This is a genomic window from Streptomyces sp. NPDC005195 (assembly GCF_040608315.1).
GTDB lineage: Bacteria > Actinomycetota > Actinomycetes > Streptomycetales > Streptomycetaceae > Streptomyces > Streptomyces kaempferi.
This window is the reverse complement of the sequence record NZ_JBEXHZ010000058.1, coordinates 1-17,868: the sequence shown is the minus strand read 5'-3', so window position 1 is coordinate 17,868 and position 17,868 is coordinate 1. Positions and strand designations below refer to the sequence as shown.

Here is a 17,868-nt window from a genome sequence, read left to right as displayed (position 1 = left end):
TGTTGCAGCAGGATTTTGTCCTCTATGACGAATGGGGCCAGCAAGTGGGCAGCTACAGAGTGGTCCGGAGGACAGAAAGCAAGCTGGCAAAAGACGGCCGCGCTTCTTCGCTGTTCACGCCAAAGCCCGCGAAGATGCGGTGCCGTGGACATCTTGCTCGTCGCCAGCGCGTTCAACAGCCTTTCCCAGCGCTTGTACGCCGAAATGTCAGGGCACGGACACCGTGTGGAGGTCGTGCTCGCCACTCATGGCCCTGACCCGGTCCGGGCTGCTGTACACGTTATGCGGCCCGGGTTGGTCGTCGCTCCGATGCTGAAGACGGCGCTCCCCGAGGACGTATGGCGGGAGCACACGTGTTTGATCGTGCACCCGGGTCCGCCAGGCGACCGCGGTCCGTCCGCTCTGGACTGGGCCGTGGACGGGCGGACGCCGCACTGGGGTGTGACTGTGCTGCAGGCGGGGGCGGCGATGGATGCGGGCGCGATCTGGGCGGCCGAGCGGTTCCGGGTGCCACCCGTCGGCAAGAGCGACCTGTACCGGGGCGAGGTCACTGAGGCTGCGGTAAGAGCCGTTCTTGTGGCGGTACAACGCTTCACGGAAGGCACTTACAAGCCCCTGCCGCAGACAGACGCCTCGGTGAACGTTATCTGGCGCGACGCCTTCCGGCAGGAGCGGCGGCGTATCGACTGGCACCATGATGACACCGAGACGGTGCTACACAAGCTTCGCGCCGCCGATTCGCAGCCGGGCGTGCTGGATGAACTCGTCGGCCGAGAGGTGTTCCTCCACGGAGGCTATCCAGAAGACCAGCTGAGCGGTCGCCCCGGTGCACTTCTCGCCCAGCGCGCCGGTGCCATCTGCCGGGCGACCAGGGACGGCTCGGTCTGGATCCCCGAGCTCCGGCCTCGTAAGAACTCGGGAGACCCCGCTCCCTTTCGGCGTCCGGCCACTTCTGTTCTGGCCGGCTTCACCACAGGTACCCGCACCGCACTGCCGCAGGCCGTCCTTCCCTTCGACGTGCCGGCCTACCGGCGCACCTGGAGCGACATCCGTTACAGCCAGCACGACGATGTCGGCTTCTTGACTTTCTCCTTTCCCGGCGGCGCAATAAGCACCCAGCAGTGCCAGCGACTGCTCGCCGCGTACCGGTTTGCGCTCTCCCGCCCCACCCGCGTCCTCGTCCTCGGAGGCAAGCGAGACTTCTTCTCCAACGGCATCCATCTGAATGTCATCGAAGCAGCCCCCGATCCAGGCCGGGAATCTTGGGCCAACCTCAACGCCATGGACGACCTCGTCGAAGAGATCCTGCTCACCACCGACCGCCTCGTGGTTGCCGCACTCGGCGGGAACGCTGCCGCCGGCGGCGCCATGCTCGCCCTCGCCGCGGACGAGGTCTGGTGCCGCACAGGCATCGTCCTGAACCCGCACTATCGACGCATGGGCCTGTACGGCTCCGAGTACTGGACGTACACACTGCCCCGGCGCGTCGGCCCCGAACAGGCAGAGCGGCTCACCGCCGAGGCCCTCCCGGTCAGCGCGGTCGACGCCGAACGGCTCGGTCTTGTGGACCGGCTTGTACCAGCCGCACCGCAGGACTTCACCGCCGAGATCGAGCGACTGGCCGGCGAAATCGCCGCCGACCCTGGCCTGGACCGTCGTATCGCCGCCAAGGCCGACGCCCACTGCGCAGAGGAACGCACACGTTCCCTCTCTGATCATCGAAATGCCGAACTCTCCCGCATGCACGCCATTTTCTTCAACCCCCGTGCCCCCTACCATGACTTGCGCTCCGCCTTCGTTCGCAAGACCCCAAGCCATTCGCCCTTCCCACTCACCGGGACCGCCGACCCCGGATGACACCTCAGCCGCCGACGGCCGATGTCTGGAAACCGTCCTCGACAACATCCTCATCCACGCGACGCTGACAGGAGCATAGGGCGACCGCCCGCCTCGACATCAGCGCGGACTCGTTCGTCGCCGTCGCAGAACGGACCTCGATCGCCCGTCGTTCGCTCAGCAAATCCGAAGAGAGCTGTCACAGTCCGCGCCGTCATCCCGGAGCCCTGCAACGTCGTCTTCTGCACACCACCGTCGAGGCAGGCGCAATTGAGGTGAACGCAGACCACGAACCGGTACGGCGTTCTCCCGCCGCCTTCAGAAGCAGCCCCATCTCGGCGCAGGACCGGCCGTACAGGACAGCTTCTGCACAGGTCTCCTGCGGCAGCGCACCGAGTGTGCTGCCTGTCAAGGGATCGTGCGGGCGCGCAGAGCGTCCGTTCTCTGCGCCTTGCACCGCGAAAGCCTGCCCTCGTCCGCCTGCGGGCCGACATTGGACCCGCACGACGCCTCCAGGGATCCCCCACCGTCGGCGCGATGCATCCCGGACAGCCCCGTCCACCCGTCTCCCGGCCGCTTTGCTGCCGCTTTCCATCCTGGTCGCGGTGCGCAACGGATTGCGACCAGCGCGCGAGCCGGGCCACAGGGCGATACGCCCGGGACCCGGCCCACAGGTCAAACTTAACTTCAGGAGGCCGGCAGGACCTTCCAGGAGCCGGTGCCGGGGCCGCGGTCACTGTAGTAGCTGGTGCTCACGTCGTACTTGGCGCCACCCTGCTGGCTCGACAGGCCATTGGCGTCGAGGAACCCGCCGTTGGCGGAGCCGTAGTCGTTGAGCAGGTTGACGACGTCGTCGGTGCGGATGCGGCCGTCGGTGGGAGAGGACGTCTTGCCGAAGACGTGCCACTTGGTGGTGCCCGTGTCGCGGCCGCGGGTCCTGTGAGCTGTGGTCGACACGTCGTACTTGGCCCCAGAGCGTGTGGAGCGACCGTTGGCGTCCAGGTAGCTGCCGGTCGAGTACTGGTTGGCGAGGTAGATGACGTCGCCGCTGGTGACGCGGCTTCCGTTAGCCTTGCCGGTCGCGGAGACGACCTTCCAGACCGAAGTCCTGGGCCCGCGGCTGTTGGGAGTCTGGTTGGTGCTGACGTCATACTTGGCACCGGGCTGGTGGGACAGGCCGTTGGCGTCCAGGTAACCGCCGTTGCCCAGGTACTGGTTCTGAAGCAGAATGTTGCTGCCGTACGTCAGTTCGTGCAAGGCCGCGGAGCCCGTCGTCGCCGTCGGAGCTGTGAAGGTGAACGCCGTGGCGGTGAGCGCGACCGTGGCTGCGAGGGCGGGCATGACGGAGCGGCTACGCATGGGTCTTCCTCTGCTGTCTGCGAGGGCGGGCACCGGAGCAATCCGCCCGGAAATCACACAGAGTGATTGCCTGATTCGGAGCGTAACCCCTGGCAGCCCGGAGGCGGGTGCGCGACGCACCGTCCCAGGCACCACTCCTCGGCAACGCCACCGCGGACGAGGGGCTCACGGCCCTGGTGGGTTTCAACCCGCAGGGTGAGGACTGGCGTCGGCCCTTCCTGGTCTACTTGATGGGCCGGGTGTCGGCGATGAGAGCACCTTCGAGGCCCTACACACGGGCTCTTCTTGCGGTGTCGCCCAGACCGGGCGAGCGCTGCGATTAGGTCCTCGCGGCTCATCCTGAGCGACCCGCGATGCCCTCGTCCACCGGCACCGGCGACATCGACGCAGCCCTGATCGCCGTACGCCACCAACTGCTCGGTGCCCGGCCCGAAGACGAATCCCTGCTCGCCGCCAGCTGAACCCGCCGCAGCCACAAATCCCTCGCAGCGCCCCGCAGCCGAGGCCGTGCTGGCTGCATGCGTCAGGTCCGCTGCATGTCCTCGGGGAGCCTTGCAGCGTTGAACGAATGACGCGTGCGCTTCCGCCCGTCCGAAAGCGTCGCCGGGGGCCCTGGATGTCATGCCCGCCCTTCCGGGATCCCACGCCATGTCCACTGCCGCCGGCGTCTGTCTAGGCGGGGCGTACCTCCACGGCCTTCACCGCCGTATCCGCCCGCTCGATCGCGTAGATGACGAACTGCCCTGCTGCCACGAAGTCCACGAACCGGACAGCCTGCGCACGGAACGGGACATGCCCCTCACCGCCGCACGGGGCGATCACCCCTTTCCTCCGATACCACCGGCCCATCCCCTCATCCCCTCGCGTACCGCAACGTAGAGCGATCCGGTTTGACCCGAACAGGGCACCCAACGCACGCTCCGCCCCGCCCACGGCCGCACCTGCCGCCCCGCCACTGCCGGTCACCATGCTGCGCAGCCGAAGCCCGCGCCTTGCGCCCACGCCACCCGGCGGCCGCGGTGACGCCACACCCTCGCCCACACCACGCTCACGGACGGCCCCCTCGTTCGGTGGCGAGACGTAGCACACCGCCAGGTGGAAGAGATCCAAAAGTGACCTGGACACTGCCTGAGCCAATGCGCACCACTCCCGTGCCTGATCTGCGGCTGGGATGGGCGGGCCAACCGAAGTTATGGACAGGGTTTGCACCTGTCCGTTGTCCACTGTCAGAGTCGGCGCGCTGCCTCAGCCCGTCGGCGTGTTCGGTCTCCCGCTGCGCTGCACTGCACCTGCTGTTCACATCGACTAGATATCGTTATCCGATATCGGAGTTCGATAGGCGGGTGGTGCGAGCGTGAGCGGACAGATACGGAGCGGCGGACCAGCTTCGTTGGAGCGGCGGCTTGGAGTGTTCGACGCCGTGGTCATCGGCCTGGGTTCGATGATCGGAGCGGGCATCTTCGCTGCGCTGGCGCCGGCGGCACGGGCGGCGGGTTCCGGGCTCTTGGTGGGGCTGGGCGTTGCTGCTGTCGTGGCGTATTGCAACGCCACCTCCTCGGCCCGGCTGGCCGCGCGGTACCCACAGTCCGGCGGGACGTATGTGTACGGCCGGGAGCGGCTAGGCGAGTTCTGGGGTTACCTCGCCGGGTGGGGGTTCGTGGTCGGCAAGACCTCGTCGTGCGCTGCGATGGCGCTCACTGTCGGGTCGTACGTCTGGCCGGGGCACGCGCACGTCGTCGCGGTGGCCGCCGTGGTGACGCTGACCGCCGTCAACTACGTGGGTGTGCAGAAGGCTGCCTGGCTCACGCGGGCGATCGTCGCCGTGGTCCTCGCGGTGCTGGCGGCCGTGGTCGTGGCGTGTCTGACCTCAGGCGCTGCGGATGCCGGTCGACTGGACGTGGGGTCTGACGCCTCGGCGATCGGGGTGTTGCAGGCCGCTGGTCTGCTGTTCTTCGCCTTCGCCGGGTATGCCCGGATCGCTACCCTCGGCGAGGAGGTGCGGGATCCGGAACGCACCATCCCTCGGGCCATCCCGCTCGCGCTGGGCATCACGCTGGTGGTGTACGCGGTGGTCGCTGTGAGCGTGGTCGCCGTGCTCGGCCCGAAGGGGCTGGCGGGCGATACGGCACCGCTGGTCCACACGGTCCGGCAGGCAGGGGTGCCGGGGCTGACCCCGGTGGTACGGGTCGGTGCCGCGGTGGCCGCGCTCGGCTCGCTGCTTGCCCTGATCCTCGGCGTCTCACGCACCACGCTGGCGATGTCCCGCGACCGGCATCTGCCGCACGCTCTGTCCGCCGTCCACCCCCGCTTCAACGTCCCGCATCGCGCCGAACTCCTCGTCGGCGCGGTGGTCGCCGTGCTCGCGGCAACGGCCGACGTGCGCGGCGCCATCGGTTTCTCTTCGTTCGCGGTTCTGGTCTACTACGCCGTCGCGAATGCTTCCGCGTGGACGCTGACAGAGCAGGAGAGGCGGCCGCCACGTGTCGTCCCAGTGGTCGGCCTGGCCGGCTGCCTGGTGCTGGCGTTCACGCTGCCCGCCTGGTCCGTGGTGTGGGGCACGGCCGTACTGGCGGTGGGCGCCGCGGTATACGGGGCACGCCGCACCCTGTCGGCACGCCGGTCGGCGTAGTCTCTGGCCAGCCCGCTCAGGGTGTTTCGCCGCCGAGGACCTCGCGGGCCAGTTCCGCCAGCGCCTTGCGGTCCTCGGCCAGCGCCTGCTCACCCGCCCTGGTCGCTGTGTAGACGCGGCGGGTACGGCCATCCACCACCCGCTGCTCGGAGACAAGCAGTCCCTCGGCCTCCAGCCGGTGCAGCGTCGGATACAGGGTGCCGGGGCTGATGCTGTAGCCGTGGTGGGCGAGTTCCTCGCTCATCCAAGCGCCGTGGATCTCGCCCGCGGCCGCGTGGTGCAGGATATGCAGCCGCACCGCGCCGCGCTGGAACTCCCGCACCCCGCCCACCTCCACGAGCCCTACCGGCTGTCACGAAACCGATATCGACTCCCGATTCTACGGCCGTGGGGCAGGCAGGGCCGACGCGGCGGCGATCCGTCGGGCGATACGGGTGGCCGCGTACTCCGTGCCCGCCACGAACCGCATCATCGGGCCGAACATCGGGGCCGCGAGCGACCCGGTGAAGTACAGACCGGGCACGGAAGACTCGAACGCCCCGTCCAGGTCCGGTGCCTTCGAACCCGGCACACACGCCACGTCCGTACGCAAAGTAGAGGTCAGGAAGGGCACCGCGTCCAGGTCGAGGCGGTAGCCGGTGGCCGCCAGCACATGGTCGACGACGAAGATCTCCAAACCGCCCGTCGGCCCGGCGAGCTCCAGCCGCACCGTGTCTGCGTCCGCTGTCGCGCCGGTGACCCGGCAGGAGGTGCGGACCGGCACCACGCCCTCGACCCGGTCGCGCAGCCACCATCCGCCCGAGGGCCCCAACGCCCGCCGGAACAGCATCAGTCGGGCGGACGCGGGCAGCCGCTTTACGCCGCCCGGTGTCTTGCAGACGGCGGCCAGGATCCAGCCCGTGCCGAGCGGAGAGGCAGGTTTGGCGAGTCGATGGGTCAAAGGTCGGGCCAGGGCCGGCGTCATCCCCCACAGCACCTGCCGCTCCCGGACGAACACCTGCGCCTCGGCGCCGGCCTCGTGCAGGAGCGCGGCGCTCTCCAGCGCGGACTGCCCGCCGCCGATCACAGCGACCCGCTGACCTGTATACGGCGACAGGTCGGCGTGCTGGCTGGTGTGCGACACCAGGGCGGCTGGCCCCGGCCCTTCGGGGGCAAGAGCCCTCAACTCTAATGGAATGTAAGCCAGTCCGTTCAGGCCGGTGGCTACGACGACGGCTGCTGCAGTGAGGTGCTGCCCGTCGTCCAATCGGACGGAAAAGGCGGCGCCGTCGCGCTCGACGGCCACGACCCGGGCGGGGTCGACCTCGCCGACGTGCCGCTTCTGGAACCACTGCCCGTACCGCACGAACACATCGCACGGGATCGGCGTCAGCTCGGTCAGCTCCGGCTCACCGTGCACCCGGCGGAAATCGGCCAGCCGCCCCCCGGGCTCCGGCGCGGACAGATCGGTGGCCGCCGGCGTCGACTTCAGAAACATCCCCGTGGCCATGGCATGTCGCCAACTGCCCAGCACCTCACCGAAGATACGTACCAGTACCCCGGCAGCGCGCAGGTGCGCGGCCACCGACAGCCCATACGGCCCGGCACCGACCACGACGACCGGAAGCCCCCCACGGCCCCTGAACGCCCGCTCCTGCGCAGAGCGGCGCCCCGGAAGTGACTGCGTCATGTATTCCCCCCACCGGTCTGCTCGCCGCCTTCCCCAAGACGACGTGACACTGCAGGACGGCGCCTCGGCTTCACACCGCCGCGCTCGCCCCCCCTCTGCGGGCCAGTGTGACTTATCAGCTGGTATCGGTCGACGATATCGGCGCACGTTGGCCAAAACGGTGCACAACCGTGGGCAGGTCTTTCCCACTGGCGTCCCCTCCTGCGCGGAGTGCCCATGCTTCAGGCCAGGGTCTGGACGGCGTAGAGGAGACCGACCGCTGCGGCGAGCCCGCCCAGCAGGAGCCGCAGTGCGGCCTCGGGCAGACGCGCCTACAGGTGCGCGCCTAGGTATCCGCCGAGCAAACCCCCCAGTCCGCAGGCCAGGCCCGGCGCGGCGTAGGCGGTGGCGCCGACGACGGGGCAACGAGATTTTCTTGAACAGCACGGCAGCCCAACTTCAGGCGCCGACGCCTGCAGGCCGAACTGTCCGTGCCAGCGTCGTCGGCAAGGTGGACCGGCCCACGCCCGAACCCGAGGACGTCCTCACCGCCTGACCCTGCTGGTCAGCGCAACCCGCATGTCAGCAGGGTCGTCCCGACAGACGATGACCCAATGCGACGCAGCACCTTCGGGGAATGCATGGGCCCGTGACCTGGACCCTGCCTGAAACGATACTGACACTCCTACCCCGCGGCCCGATCTGCCGCCAGGGATGGCGGGCGAGCCGAAGTGGGACGGTTCTCCGGACACTTCTTGATGTCTCATCCTGATGTGGATGTCACCGTCGGCCTACAGCACCGTGGAGCTCCGGCGTTCGATGAGAACGACCTCTCGCCAGCGGTCACGGTGGCGGCCGATCCCTTCACGGGTGCCGATGACACGGAATCCGGCTCGGCGATGAAGGGTGAGGCTGGCAGTGTTCTCCGGCAAAATGCCTGACTGCACAGTCCAGATCCCGGCCGCCTCGGCAGAACCGATCAGTGCATGCAGCAGGGCCGCCCCGACTCCCCGGCCGCGGGCCTCGGGGTGGACGTACACCGAGTGCTCGACAACTCCGGCGTAGGCGCAGCGGTCGGAGAACGACAACAACCCAGCCGAGTATGCTGTTCGCTTCGTTGAGGGCGGCGTACCGGTGTTCGGGGAGCTTGGACGCGTCGAAGTGCTCCCAACTGAGCGCGGTCCTCGAAGGTGGCGTTGCCGTCGTCAACGCCGAGTTGGTAGATCTCCAGCACCTGGTCCGCGTGCTCAGGGCGCATGGGTTCGAGTCGCGCTCCGGCTGGTCGTGTCATGGCTGGACCGCCGGAGCGATCTCCTCGATGAGGCCGCGGATGCGGTATTCGATCTCGTCGCGGATGGGGCGGACGGCGTCGATGCCTTGGCCGGCGGGGTCGGTGAGTTGCCAGTCGAGGTAGCGCTTGCCGGGGAAAACGGGGCAGGTGTCGCCGCAGCCCATGGTGATGACAACGTCGGAGGCCTGAACGGTTTCGACGGTGAGGACCTTGGGGACTTCGGCGGAGATGTCGATGCCGACTTCGGCGAGTGCTTCGACTACGGCAGGGTTGACAGTGTCGGCCGGTGCGGAGCCGGCGGAGCGGACCTGGACGCGGTCTCCTGCGAGGTGGGTGAGGAAGGCTGCGGCCATCTGGGAGCGTCCGGCGTTGTGGACGCAGACGAACAGGACGGTGGGCGGGGCGGTGTCAGGCATGGGCCTTGTCTTCCCGGGCTGTCGGTGTGGTGGGTGCGGTGAAGTAGCGGCGGGCGTACAGCGCGATGTAGACGAGGCCGATCAGTACCGGTACTTCGATGAGCGGGCCGACGACGCCGGCGAGGGCCTGGCCGGAGGTGGCGCCGTACGTGGCGATGGCGACGGCGATGGCCAACTCGAAGTTGTTGCCGGCGGCGGTGAAGGCGAGGGTGGTGGCGCGCGGGTAGTCCAGGCCCACGCTCTTGCCCAGGATCATGGAGCCGGCCCACATGAGGGCGAAGTAGACGAGCAGCGGAAGGGCAATGCGGGTGACGTCGAGGGGCTTGGAGGCGATCGCGTCGCCCTGGAGGGCGAAGAGTAGGACGATGGTGAACAGCAGCCCGTACAGGGCGAACGGGCCGATGCGCGGGATGAGTTCCGCCTCGTACCAGGTGCGCCCCTTGGCCTTTTCGCCGATGCGGCGGGTGAGGTAGCCGGCTGCGAGCGGGATGCCAGGAAGATGAGCACGCTGCGGGCGATCTCCCACACGGAGACGTCGAGGCCGGTCTGTGCCAGGCCGAGCCAGCCGGGCAGGACGCTCAGGTAGAACCAGCCGAGCGCGGAGAACGCGATCACCTGGAACACGGAGTTCAGGGCTACCAAGACCGCGGCGGCCTCACGGTGTCCGCAGGCAAGTTCGTTCCAGATAATGACCATGGCGATGCAGCGGGCCAGGCCGACGATGATCAGGCCGGCGCGGTACTCGGGCAGGTCCGGCAGGAACAGCCAGGCCAGGGCGAACATGAGAGCCGGACCGATGACCCAGTTCAGCAGCAGCGAAGGCAGCAGGAGCCGGCTGTCCCGGGTGACGGTGTCCAGGCGGTCGTAGCGGACATTGGCCAGCACCGGGTACATCATCACGAGCAGGCCCAGCGCGATCGGCAGGGACACCCCGCCGACGGTCACCGTCGCCAACGCGTCTCCGAGTCCGGGGATGAGCCGGCCCAGCCCGAGCCCGACTGCCATCGCGGCCAGGATCCACACGGCCAGATAGCGGTTCAAGAACGAGAGCCGTCCGGCCACGCCCACATCCGATGCGTTCAGGGTCACGCGGTGGCCCCGGAGGTCTCCGTGCGGACGGGCAGCGGTTCGCCGGCCGGGCGGGTCAGGACGCCCGCGAGTCGGTCGGTCATCTCGGGCAGCAGCCAGTAGTAGACCCAGGTGCCGCGCCGCTCGCAGTCGATGAGACCGGCCTGGCGCAGCAGCTTGAGGTGATGCGAGATCGTCGGCTGTGACAGGTCGAAGGCCGGTGTCAGGTCGCAGACGCAGACCTCCCCGTCCGCCTGCGAAGCGATCATCGACAGCAGCCTCAGCCGGACCGGGTCACCCAGCGCCTTGAACACTTTGGCCAGCTCGACGGCCTGAGCCTCGCCCAGAGGGGCGGTCAGCAGCCCCGGACAGCAGGCATCGACATCGACGTTCTGCCCCAACACCACAAGCTCTTGCTTCGACATGCGCCTATATTGACAGGCTTCGATCCACGCCGCAATGTTGCATCGACAGACATCAATGCAGTCGATGGGAGCACCGCCATGTCTCGCGCTCAGCTCGCCCTCCGCGTCAGCGACCTCGAAGCGTCGATCACCTTCTACTCGAAGCTGTTCGGCACCGAACCGGCCAAGCGGCGCGAGGGCTACGCCAACTTCGCCATCACCGAGCCCCCGCTCAAGCTCGTCCTCATCGAGGGCGAGCCAGGACAGGACACCCGCCTTGACCACCTCGGCGTCGAGGTCGAGTCCACCGACCAGGTCTCAGCCGCCACCGGCCGACTCAAGGACGCCGGTCTGGCCACTTTCGAAGAGAACGACACCTCCTGCTGCTATGCCCTCCAGGACAAGGTGTGGGTCCACGGCCCCGGCCAGGAACCCTGGGAGGTCTACGTCGTCACGGCCGACGCCGCCACACTCGGCAAAAACGCCGACCCCAACGTCGCCGGCGACAGCTGCTGCACCAGCAGCGAAAAGGCCACGCCGGACCCTCCCGCGGCTGGTTGCGCCTGCGGCAGCTGAACCCACCGCATCCACTTCGCGGTCTCTCATGAGACACCGCGAAGTCTGGAAAAGAACGGCTTCCGCGCCCTGCTCCACTCAGACGCGGGCCGGGTGGTGCTGCGCTCGAGGCGCGGCACCGAGATGGCGGCAACTGCCGGACGCCACAGCACTGGACGGCGAGCTGATCGTGTGGAAGGACGACCGGCTCGCGTTCGAACGGCTGCTGACGGCTGCAACGCCGGGGGCGGCGGCCGCCCGGGCCGCGGAAGACTGGACGGCGCCTTTCGTCGGCTTCGACCTGCTCCGGTTGTCCGGGACAGACACGACAGCCTGGCCCTACCGGCGCCGCAGGGCCGCGCTGGAGTCGATGTTCGCTGCCCGAGGGCTGTCCACGCCGTTGACGCGTCCGCGCCGACCACCTACCCCGACACCGTCCACGAATGGCTGACGTGGTCATTGGTCGGCGCGGAGGGCGTCGTCCTCAAGCGCCTGGACGATCCCTACCAACCCGCCAGCAGGTCATGCCCGAACCGAAGCCGAGTTCCTGCGGCAGATGTTCCCATGCGATCCCGGTGTGCAGCACGAACAGGATGCCCTGGAACACAAACCGGTCTGGGATGCCGCTTGCGCCCCGAGTGCGGGGTCCTACGCTCGACCTCGGGCACCAACAGCTCGCTCAGCGCCCGCAACCCATCATCGACCTCCCACGGCTTCGGCCGAGCCACTCCACCCCGGATCATCAGTCCCGGAATGATCCAACCACCAAGATCATTTCGTTAGGATTTATAGGAGTTTTGGAGCGCGTCAGCCCGGAAAGCGTCCGGTGGAGCGCAGTTCCCAGCGACGTTCGGCGTACACCAGGTCGTCGCGCCACAGCCGTCCGGCCGCTGCCCGCATGAGCGGCCGCAGCACGGGTGCGGTCGTGCGCACGGCGGCAAATCCGCGGCGGTCCGATACCGCCATGATTGTTTCGATGACGGCCGTCCGTGGCCTGCCCTGTGTATCCGTGCCGAGGGGCGTGACATGGGTTTCCACGACGGAGCCCCGCGCCTCGCCCTCGGTGATATGCATGACGACTGTCCGCGGTTCCGGCGCGGTGGACTGGGCAGACGAGACGGCGCACCTGGACGTTGACCACGACCGGGCGCCCATCCACCGGCACGTCCGCAACTGTCCGGCCGTGATAACCGCGCACCTTCCCCGTCGCGATCCCGCACATCGGGCAGGGAAAGGGAACATCCCGGGTCCGGGCCAAGCCCCGGATCACCTCGCCGTCGTCCGCAACGTCATCGATGACCAGAGCCGAGAGCCCAGAAAACACTGTTGCCACAGGGAAGTTGACATTTCGTGTATGCCGTCAACGACGGCCGTCATCTGCCGTCACCACCGACTACGTAACAGAGCCGCTCGATTGACAGTTCCGCCCGTAACCGCAAGCCGCTCGACCGGGTGCGGTCCGCACTGGGACGGCGGCAGCAGTGCAACGACTACGGCTGCCAGCACAGCGTCCTCGACCTGCTCAACGCCGATGCGGGCGGCTGAGCTGAGGGGCGGTCGTCCGGCGAAGAGGAAGGCAGGCGGGGCCTGCGATGCGAAAAGTGTTATGCCCGGGAGGCCCGCTCGTCTCCTGCTGCGAAAACCGCCCACCAGAGCAGCCACACCTGCTCTTGCCCGAGGATGTATCGCATGAGGCATGACGGGTCCGACAGGACCGACACGTTTCCGGACCGCCGCACCGTCAAGGCAGCCCGCGACGGGGACGCCGGGGCTGTCGAACGGCTCACCGCAGGCGCCCTGCCGCTGGTCTACAACGTGGTCGGGCGGGCGGCGGAGTCCGACCTCGACGTCGACGACATCGTGCAGGACACCATGGTCGCAGTGATCCGCGCGCTCCCGGACCTGCGGGACACGGCGAAGTTCCGCTCGTGGCTGGTGGCCATCGCGGTCCGCCAGCTCACCGACGCCCGGCGCCGGGCGAGGTCCGGCAGGCTGAGGACTCTGGAGCACGCCGACGAACGGCACGCGCCGGAACCCGACTTCGCGACCCTCTTCCTGCTGCGGCAGTCGCTCTCCGCCGAGCAGCGGCAGGTCGCCGCAGCCACCGCGTGGCTCGACCCGTCGCACCGCGACCTGCTGTCGCTGTGGTGGCTGGAGGCGTGCGGACGGCTGTCCCGGAAGGACATCGCAGCTGCTATGAACCTTCCGGCGGCCCATCTGGCGGTTCAGGTCCAGCGGATGAAGACCCAGCTGGACGTGGCGCGTACGGTCGTCCGAGCCCTGTCCCGCACCCCGCGCTGCGCGGAACTGACCGAGCTCGCCGGCCCGGGCGACCCTACTCCCAGCACCCTGCTGCGCAAGCGGATCGCCCGGCACCTCCGCTCCTGCGACGCTTGCGGTCGTTCCGCCGGCCGACTCATCCCGCCCGAGCGGCTGCTCGCTGGCCTGCCCCTGCTCCTACCTGGCCGCGCGGGCGACCCGGTCGAGGCCGGAGTCGGAGGCCCCCATCCGGCCGCCGCCCAGCACACCGCTCCCCGAGCGGCGCCCCGCGGGCACAGCCGTAGCGCGACCGGCCGCCCGCGCGGCGGTCACAATGTGCTCGTCGGTTTCTCCGCCAAGGCGACGGGCGCGGCCGCCGCCACCGGGGTGGCGGCGCTCGTGGTGACGGGCTTCGCCATGGCCACGCCGAGGGTCGAGAACTCCACCGACGCGCGGAGCACGGCCTCCCAGGTAGGCCCGTCGACATTGACGCCCGCCCCCGCGGAGAGCAGCGCCCCTGCTCCTTCCCCCGTTGCCACGCGCGCCCTGCGTACGTCCCCAGACGCGAAGGCCCCCGCACCGACCTACTTCGTGAGTTCCAGCGGCAGCGATTCCAACCCCGGCACGTCGGCCGGATCTCCGTTCCGCACCCTCCAGAAGGCCGCCGACCTGGCCGGCCCTGGCGACGTCGTCGCCGTCATGAACGGCACGTACACCGAGCCCCGCAAGGGTTCCAACGTGCTGACCATCAAACACTCGGGGCGTCCGGGCGCTTCCATCACCTTCATGGCGTATCCCGGCCACCGGCCCGTCCTGAACCCGAAGACGGCCTGGAACGGCATCAGCGTCTACGGCGCGTCCTACATCGTCATCAAGAACCTCGAGATCAAGGGCAACAACGCCGCCCTGTCCCTGGCCGACGCCGAACGCTCGTCGAGCAAAATCGACCCCACATACAACACCAACTGCATATCCGTGGAGAAGAACCGGGAGTCCGGCGCGTTCCCCCAGCACGTCGACATCACCGGCAACCTGGTACACGGCTGCGCGGGCGGCGGTATCTCAGCGATCGAGGCCGACAACGTCAACATCATCGGCAACCACGTCTACTCCAACGCCTGGTTCACCGTCTACGGCAGCAGCGGCATCTCCGTCCTCACTCCCCGCGACAATGGCGGCAGCGCCCCCCGGAAGTACAAGATCCGCATCATCGGCAACCGCGTCCACGACAACGAGACCAAGGTCAAGTGGGAAGGCTGCCGCTGCTATTCCGACGGCAACGGCATCATCGTCGACACGACGAAGGGCGACCCCGAGCGGGGGAGGCCGGCCTACAGCGAACGCGTTCTGGTCGCCGACAACATCAGCTACGACAACGGCGGTTCAGGTATCCACGCCTACAAGAGCCAGCACGTCGACATCATCCACAACACGGCCTACCTCAACGGCCGCAGCACCCGCATCAAAACGCCCTACGCCAACATCTTCGCCCACGACAGCACCGACGTACGGCTCCTCAACAACATCGCCTACGGCCGCCCAGGCCAGGCCACCAACAGCAAGTCCCGCAACGTGAACGTCACCTACGACTACAACGTCTACTTCGGTGGCAAAGCACCCGAGACCAAAGGTCCGCACGACATCATCGCCGACCCTAAGTTCACCGCCCCGGGCACGAGCCCGAACGCCGACTTCCGCCTCATGAAGGGCTCACCCGCGATCGGCACCGCCATCGCGTTCCCATCAGTGATCACCGACGTCAGCGGTGCGAAGCGCAAAGGCAGCGCACCGGACCGGGGCGCGTACAGCTTCGGAGCCGCCGCGGAGACCGTCACGGGTGGCGGTGAGTCCTCGGCGCCGGGGCAGGAGAGCCCGGACGCGGCAAAGGACGCGGAGTCCAGCCCGGATGCGGCCGGCGGAAAGGGCGCGACATCCGGCGCGGCCGGTGACGACGACTCCGGCCTCACGGCCCACGGCGGGAGCGTACCGCTGGCGCAGACCGGCGGGTCTGACCCGGTTCAGTCACTGAGCATCGCCGCGGCCGTCCTGGTCGCCGGGTCCGGTCTGTTCATGCTCACCCGGCGCAGGCGGCCTTGACACGGTCGGGCCGTTCCCGGAATCGCCGAGGACGGCCCGGACCCTGATCGTGGCAAGAGAAGCGGGGTCGGTGCCGACCTGGGTATGGCCGGCGCGCCTATTGCTGGAGTCGGTCTGCGGCCGGTATCCGCGTGGGCGCCTGTTGACCAGCTCCCAGTTACTGATCATTTCAGAATGAGGTTCGGAGGCATCTCAAGCAGAAGATGCTGCTTGAGAGTTGGAGGAGACCGAGGTGGAGGTCGGCACGTATCTCGTAGCCCGCGGAGTCGCTGGAACTGGTCGGACGAGGCAGGCACCGCTTGACACGTCCCTGACCGACTCCTGTTCGGTCTGCGCCGCGGCCGCGCCAGCGGCACATAGCTCCCGTCATATGCCATTTTCCGCATCATGACATGAACTGACAGAGGGCTCCCCGTTTGGAACAGTCACCGTTTACAGTCCTCCTGCGGCCAGTGCCGTAATCGATTACGCCACCCCGGGGAGTGGTTACAGCCGGAGCGCCTCGACGCTCACGGCCAGCAGTAGCCGAACCGGAGGGTGGCCGGTCGCGCCGCTTATGCCGGAAGCGTGTCGTGCCTGCACACTTGCGCAGCGTCCACCGGTGCGAGCCGTGGCCGGAGCCCGAGGGCCGGGTGAGCTACTCGAATGGAGCTGGATCGGTGACCTCGCCAGGTGGAGACCAGTACGGCACGTACCATCACCCACTGAGGCCGTCGAACGGGTCCCCGCCTCAGGCCGCCTCGGGCCGCGGCGGGACGAAGCCTTCCGCACTGGTGCGGCCCTATGCGATGACCGGTGGTCGTACCCGGCCGAGCCACCAGCTGGCAATCGAGGCACTGGTGCGCACCGCAGTCGACCTGTCCGAAGCGTATGGCCAACTGCCGGAGGCCTACCGGATCTGCCTGTTGTGCCGAGAGATCAATTCGGTCGCCGAGATTTCGGCACACCTCGCGGTCCCGCTCGGCGTCGCCCGCATCCTCGTGGCGGATCTCGCGGAGAGGGGTCTCGTCGTCGTGCACCAGTCCCAGGGGGACGAAGTCAGTGGGGGCAGACCCCAGGTGACTCTGCTCGAGAAGGTACTCAGCGGACTGCGGCGACTCGACTCCTGAGGTTCGAGGTGTGGTGTAGGGCAGCAGCATCGGAACGACGCGCGCCCACAGGCCATCGGGCACAAGATCGTTACTCATCCCTAAGCCGTGTATCGGAAGTGAGTCGTGCGCATAGGGTGTCGGCATGTCGCTGTGCCACATAGCCCTTTCGTCCGGCCGTTCGATCGAGCTCACCGAGCTGCGGATGTGTTCGACCTACGGGGGGGGGATGCTGGAGGGTTACCCGTGCAAGCCCGTCAATGACATGAAGGTCAGCGGCCTCCAGCGGCAGGCTGAACGTGCGTTTCCCTCCACGCCGGTACATCTAGTTCCGCCCTCCCGCGAGTACCCGGACCAGACCGCCGGCGCCTTCGGTCCCGTCGAGGCGCTGCCTTCCGTGGCGTGCATCGGCGTCTTCCGCTCGACACCGGTGGCTCCTGCGCTCGAGCCGGTGCTGCACCGTTCCGCTCTCACCGTGGTCTGGTTCCAGACCGTCTTGGATGTTCCGTCCGGCGAGGACGCCGACCTTGCGCTTCGTAACATTCGCTGGGAGGAGCTGGCCCAGGACTACGAGCTCTAGCGGCGGGTGCCGATCACACCCACTCGTTGATGGCTGCGATGAGGACTGTCGCCTCGTAGCTGACCTCGAGCTTGATGCCCCTATAAATGTCAGCTTGTCTTTTATGGTCTGAGTCGGTTTCGTTCGATGATGCTCTCGGGTCGTTTCTCGGTCTTGCCCACGTCGTAGTGGGTGGCGGGCCGCCGGTTCTTCGAGCCAAGTGGCCTTCCTGGGCCGGGGTTGAGGGTTTCGGTGCACGGGCCGGACAGTGCAGAGGCTGTCGCACGGCTCCTGCCCGGGGAGGGTCAAGAGTGCTTCTTGGGCGTGTGGTTGATGAGCTTGTTGAGGTTGTGAACCGTTCCGGGTTCGGTAGAGACTCTAGATTGTGGCTGTGACCTGCTGTTTTTGTGTGTTCTGGTAGTGGGTGGTTTCGTATTCGGCGGGTGGGACGTGGCCGATCTCACCGTGGAGTCGGCGGTGGTTGTACCAGTCGACGTACTCAGCGGTGGACAACTCGACGTCGCTCAGGGCTTTCCAGGGCCGCTGCGGCTTGATCAGCTCGGTTTTGTAGAGACCGATGGTCGATTCCATCAGGGCGTTGTCGAGGGCGTCCCCGACGGTGCCGATGGACGCGGCGATCTGTTCGGCGGCCAGGTGGG

The 17,868-nt window shown here is 67.9% G+C and carries 15 protein-coding genes and 6 pseudogenes; 8 read left to right on the top strand and 13 right to left on the bottom strand.

The window, feature by feature from the left end:
* The first annotated feature begins 144 nt into the window (after window positions 1-144).
* A complete protein-coding gene (locus tag ABZV34_RS32085; protein ID WP_356284451.1) occupies window positions 145-1,857 on the top strand; it encodes an enoyl-CoA hydratase-related protein in 1,713 nt (570 codons plus the stop codon).
* A gap of 666 nt (window positions 1,858-2,523) precedes the next feature.
* Here the strand turns inward: ABZV34_RS32085 and ABZV34_RS32080 are convergent.
* Window positions 2,524-3,195 carry a hypothetical protein gene (locus ABZV34_RS32080; RefSeq protein WP_356284448.1) on the bottom strand — a complete coding sequence of 224 codons (672 nt, stop codon included), beginning with the start codon at window positions 3,193-3,195 and terminating at the stop codon, window positions 2,524-2,526.
* Window positions 3,196-3,557: 362 nt separating this feature from the next.
* Between ABZV34_RS32080 and ABZV34_RS32075 the strand changes: the two are divergent.
* Window positions 3,558-3,656, top strand: a pseudogene (locus ABZV34_RS32075) (DUF5133 domain-containing protein); the annotation flags it as partial.
* A gap of 211 nt (window positions 3,657-3,867) precedes the next feature.
* Here the strand turns inward: ABZV34_RS32075 and ABZV34_RS32070 are convergent.
* The gene (locus ABZV34_RS32070; protein ID WP_356284445.1) at window positions 3,868-4,017 is read right to left on the bottom strand and encodes a hypothetical protein; all 150 of its coding nucleotides are present in this window, start codon (window positions 4,015-4,017) and stop codon (window positions 3,868-3,870) included.
* 532 nt (window positions 4,018-4,549) lie between these two features.
* On the opposite strand from ABZV34_RS32070, the gene ABZV34_RS32065 reads away from it, so the two are divergent.
* Complete coding sequence (locus ABZV34_RS32065) at window positions 4,550-5,824, top strand: APC family permease (RefSeq protein WP_356284442.1); 1,275 nt, start codon at window positions 4,550-4,552, stop codon at window positions 5,822-5,824.
* Window positions 5,825-5,840: 16 nt separating this feature from the next.
* Here the strand turns inward: ABZV34_RS32065 and ABZV34_RS32060 are convergent, their stop codons facing one another.
* From ABZV34_RS32060 to ABZV34_RS32035, 6 genes and pseudogenes are all read right to left on the bottom strand, one after another.
* On the bottom strand, window positions 5,841-6,146 hold the full coding sequence (locus ABZV34_RS32060) for a PadR family transcriptional regulator (RefSeq protein WP_356284439.1): 306 nt from the start codon (window positions 6,144-6,146) through the stop codon (window positions 5,841-5,843).
* 57 nt (window positions 6,147-6,203) lie between these two features.
* On the bottom strand, window positions 6,204-7,493 hold the full coding sequence (locus ABZV34_RS32055) for an FAD-dependent oxidoreductase (protein WP_356284436.1): 1,290 nt from the start codon (window positions 7,491-7,493) through the stop codon (window positions 6,204-6,206).
* 770 nt (window positions 7,494-8,263) lie between these two features.
* Window positions 8,264-8,763: pseudogene (locus ABZV34_RS32050) on the bottom strand (N-acetyltransferase family protein).
* Window positions 8,760-9,179, bottom strand: coding sequence for an arsenate reductase ArsC (locus tag ABZV34_RS32045; RefSeq protein ID WP_356284433.1), 420 nt, complete (start codon window positions 9,177-9,179; stop codon window positions 8,760-8,762). Before ABZV34_RS32045 ends, ABZV34_RS32050 begins: the two are co-directional and overlap by 4 nt.
* A pseudogene (gene arsB / locus ABZV34_RS32040) lies at window positions 9,172-10,184 on the bottom strand (ACR3 family arsenite efflux transporter). Before arsB ends, ABZV34_RS32045 begins: the two are co-directional and overlap by 8 nt.
* 80 nt (window positions 10,185-10,264) lie before the next feature.
* A complete protein-coding gene (locus tag ABZV34_RS32035) occupies window positions 10,265-10,672 on the bottom strand; it encodes a metalloregulator ArsR/SmtB family transcription factor (RefSeq protein ID WP_356284430.1) in 408 nt (135 codons plus the stop codon).
* Between the two features lie 78 nt (window positions 10,673-10,750).
* Between ABZV34_RS32035 and ABZV34_RS32030 the strand changes: the two genes are divergently transcribed.
* Window positions 10,751-11,227, top strand: a complete 477-nt coding sequence (locus tag ABZV34_RS32030) for an ArsI/CadI family heavy metal resistance metalloenzyme (protein ID WP_356284428.1) — start codon at window positions 10,751-10,753, stop codon at window positions 11,225-11,227.
* Window positions 11,228-11,255: 28 nt separating this feature from the next.
* Window positions 11,256-11,657 carry a hypothetical protein gene (locus ABZV34_RS32025; protein ID WP_356284425.1) on the top strand — a complete coding sequence of 134 codons (402 nt, stop codon included), beginning with the start codon at window positions 11,256-11,258 and terminating at the stop codon, window positions 11,655-11,657.
* A gap of 48 nt (window positions 11,658-11,705) precedes the next feature.
* On the opposite strand, the pseudogene ABZV34_RS32020 reads toward ABZV34_RS32025, so the two are convergent.
* The 3 genes and pseudogenes from ABZV34_RS32020 to ABZV34_RS32010 all read right to left on the bottom strand — a co-directional run.
* Window positions 11,706-11,934: pseudogene (locus ABZV34_RS32020) on the bottom strand (transposase); the annotation flags it as partial.
* A 79-nt stretch (window positions 11,935-12,013) separates the two neighbouring features.
* Complete coding sequence (locus tag ABZV34_RS32015; RefSeq protein ID WP_356284422.1) at window positions 12,014-12,280, bottom strand: DUF5914 domain-containing protein; 267 nt, start codon at window positions 12,278-12,280, stop codon at window positions 12,014-12,016.
* A gap of 28 nt (window positions 12,281-12,308) precedes the next feature.
* Window positions 12,309-12,530 (bottom strand): annotated as a pseudogene (locus tag ABZV34_RS32010) (transposase family protein); the annotation flags it as partial.
* Between the two features lie 365 nt (window positions 12,531-12,895).
* Between ABZV34_RS32010 and ABZV34_RS32005 the strand changes: the two are divergent.
* The 3 genes from ABZV34_RS32005 to ABZV34_RS31995 all read left to right on the top strand — a co-directional run bounded on the left by ABZV34_RS32005 (window position 12,896) and on the right by ABZV34_RS31995 (window position 17,230).
* Window positions 12,896-15,562 carry a sigma-70 family RNA polymerase sigma factor gene (locus ABZV34_RS32005; protein ID WP_356284419.1) on the top strand — a complete coding sequence of 889 codons (2,667 nt, stop codon included), beginning with the start codon at window positions 12,896-12,898 and terminating at the stop codon, window positions 15,560-15,562.
* Between the two features lie 659 nt (window positions 15,563-16,221).
* The gene (locus tag ABZV34_RS32000) at window positions 16,222-16,671 is read left to right on the top strand and encodes a DUF742 domain-containing protein (RefSeq protein WP_356284416.1); all 450 of its coding nucleotides are present in this window, start codon (window positions 16,222-16,224) and stop codon (window positions 16,669-16,671) included.
* Window positions 16,672-16,795: 124 nt separating this feature from the next.
* A complete protein-coding gene (locus tag ABZV34_RS31995; RefSeq protein WP_356284413.1) occupies window positions 16,796-17,230 on the top strand; it encodes a hypothetical protein in 435 nt (144 codons plus the stop codon).
* A 101-nt stretch (window positions 17,231-17,331) separates the two neighbouring features.
* Here ABZV34_RS31995 and ABZV34_RS31990 read toward each other — a convergent pair.
* Together ABZV34_RS31990 and ABZV34_RS31985 are read right to left on the bottom strand one after the other, a co-directional pair.
* A pseudogene (locus tag ABZV34_RS31990) lies at window positions 17,332-17,495 on the bottom strand (transposase); the annotation flags it as partial.
* Between the two features lie 92 nt (window positions 17,496-17,587).
* The coding region (locus ABZV34_RS31985) for an integrase core domain-containing protein (RefSeq protein ID WP_356284410.1) at window positions 17,588-17,868 on the bottom strand (281 nt) is incomplete at its 5' end.

Bases quoted from the DNA above. Each gene is read 5' to 3' on its own strand.
- ABZV34_RS32080 (WP_356284448.1), bottom strand. From the start codon at position 3,195: ATGCGTAGCCGCTCCGTCATGCCCGCCCTCGCAGCCACGGTCGCGCTC.
- ABZV34_RS32055 (WP_356284436.1), bottom strand. From the start codon at position 7,493: ATGACGCAGTCACTTCCGGGGCGCCGCTCTGCGCAGGAGCGGGCGTTC.
- ABZV34_RS32045 (WP_356284433.1), bottom strand. From the start codon at position 9,179: ATGCCTGACACCGCCCCGCCCACCGTCCTGTTCGTCTGCGTCCACAAC.
- ABZV34_RS32035 (WP_356284430.1), bottom strand. From the start codon at position 10,672: ATGTCGAAGCAAGAGCTTGTGGTGTTGGGGCAGAACGTCGATGTCGAT.
- ABZV34_RS32030 (WP_356284428.1), top strand. From the start codon at position 10,751: ATGTCTCGCGCTCAGCTCGCCCTCCGCGTCAGCGACCTCGAAGCGTCG.
- ABZV34_RS32025 (WP_356284425.1), top strand. From the start codon at position 11,256: ATGAGACACCGCGAAGTCTGGAAAAGAACGGCTTCCGCGCCCTGCTCC.
- ABZV34_RS32015 (WP_356284422.1), bottom strand. From the start codon at position 12,280: ATGCATATCACCGAGGGCGAGGCGCGGGGCTCCGTCGTGGAAACCCAT.
- ABZV34_RS32005 (WP_356284419.1), top strand. From the start codon at position 12,896: ATGAGGCATGACGGGTCCGACAGGACCGACACGTTTCCGGACCGCCGC.
- ABZV34_RS31995 (WP_356284413.1), top strand. From the start codon at position 16,796: ATGTCGCTGTGCCACATAGCCCTTTCGTCCGGCCGTTCGATCGAGCTC.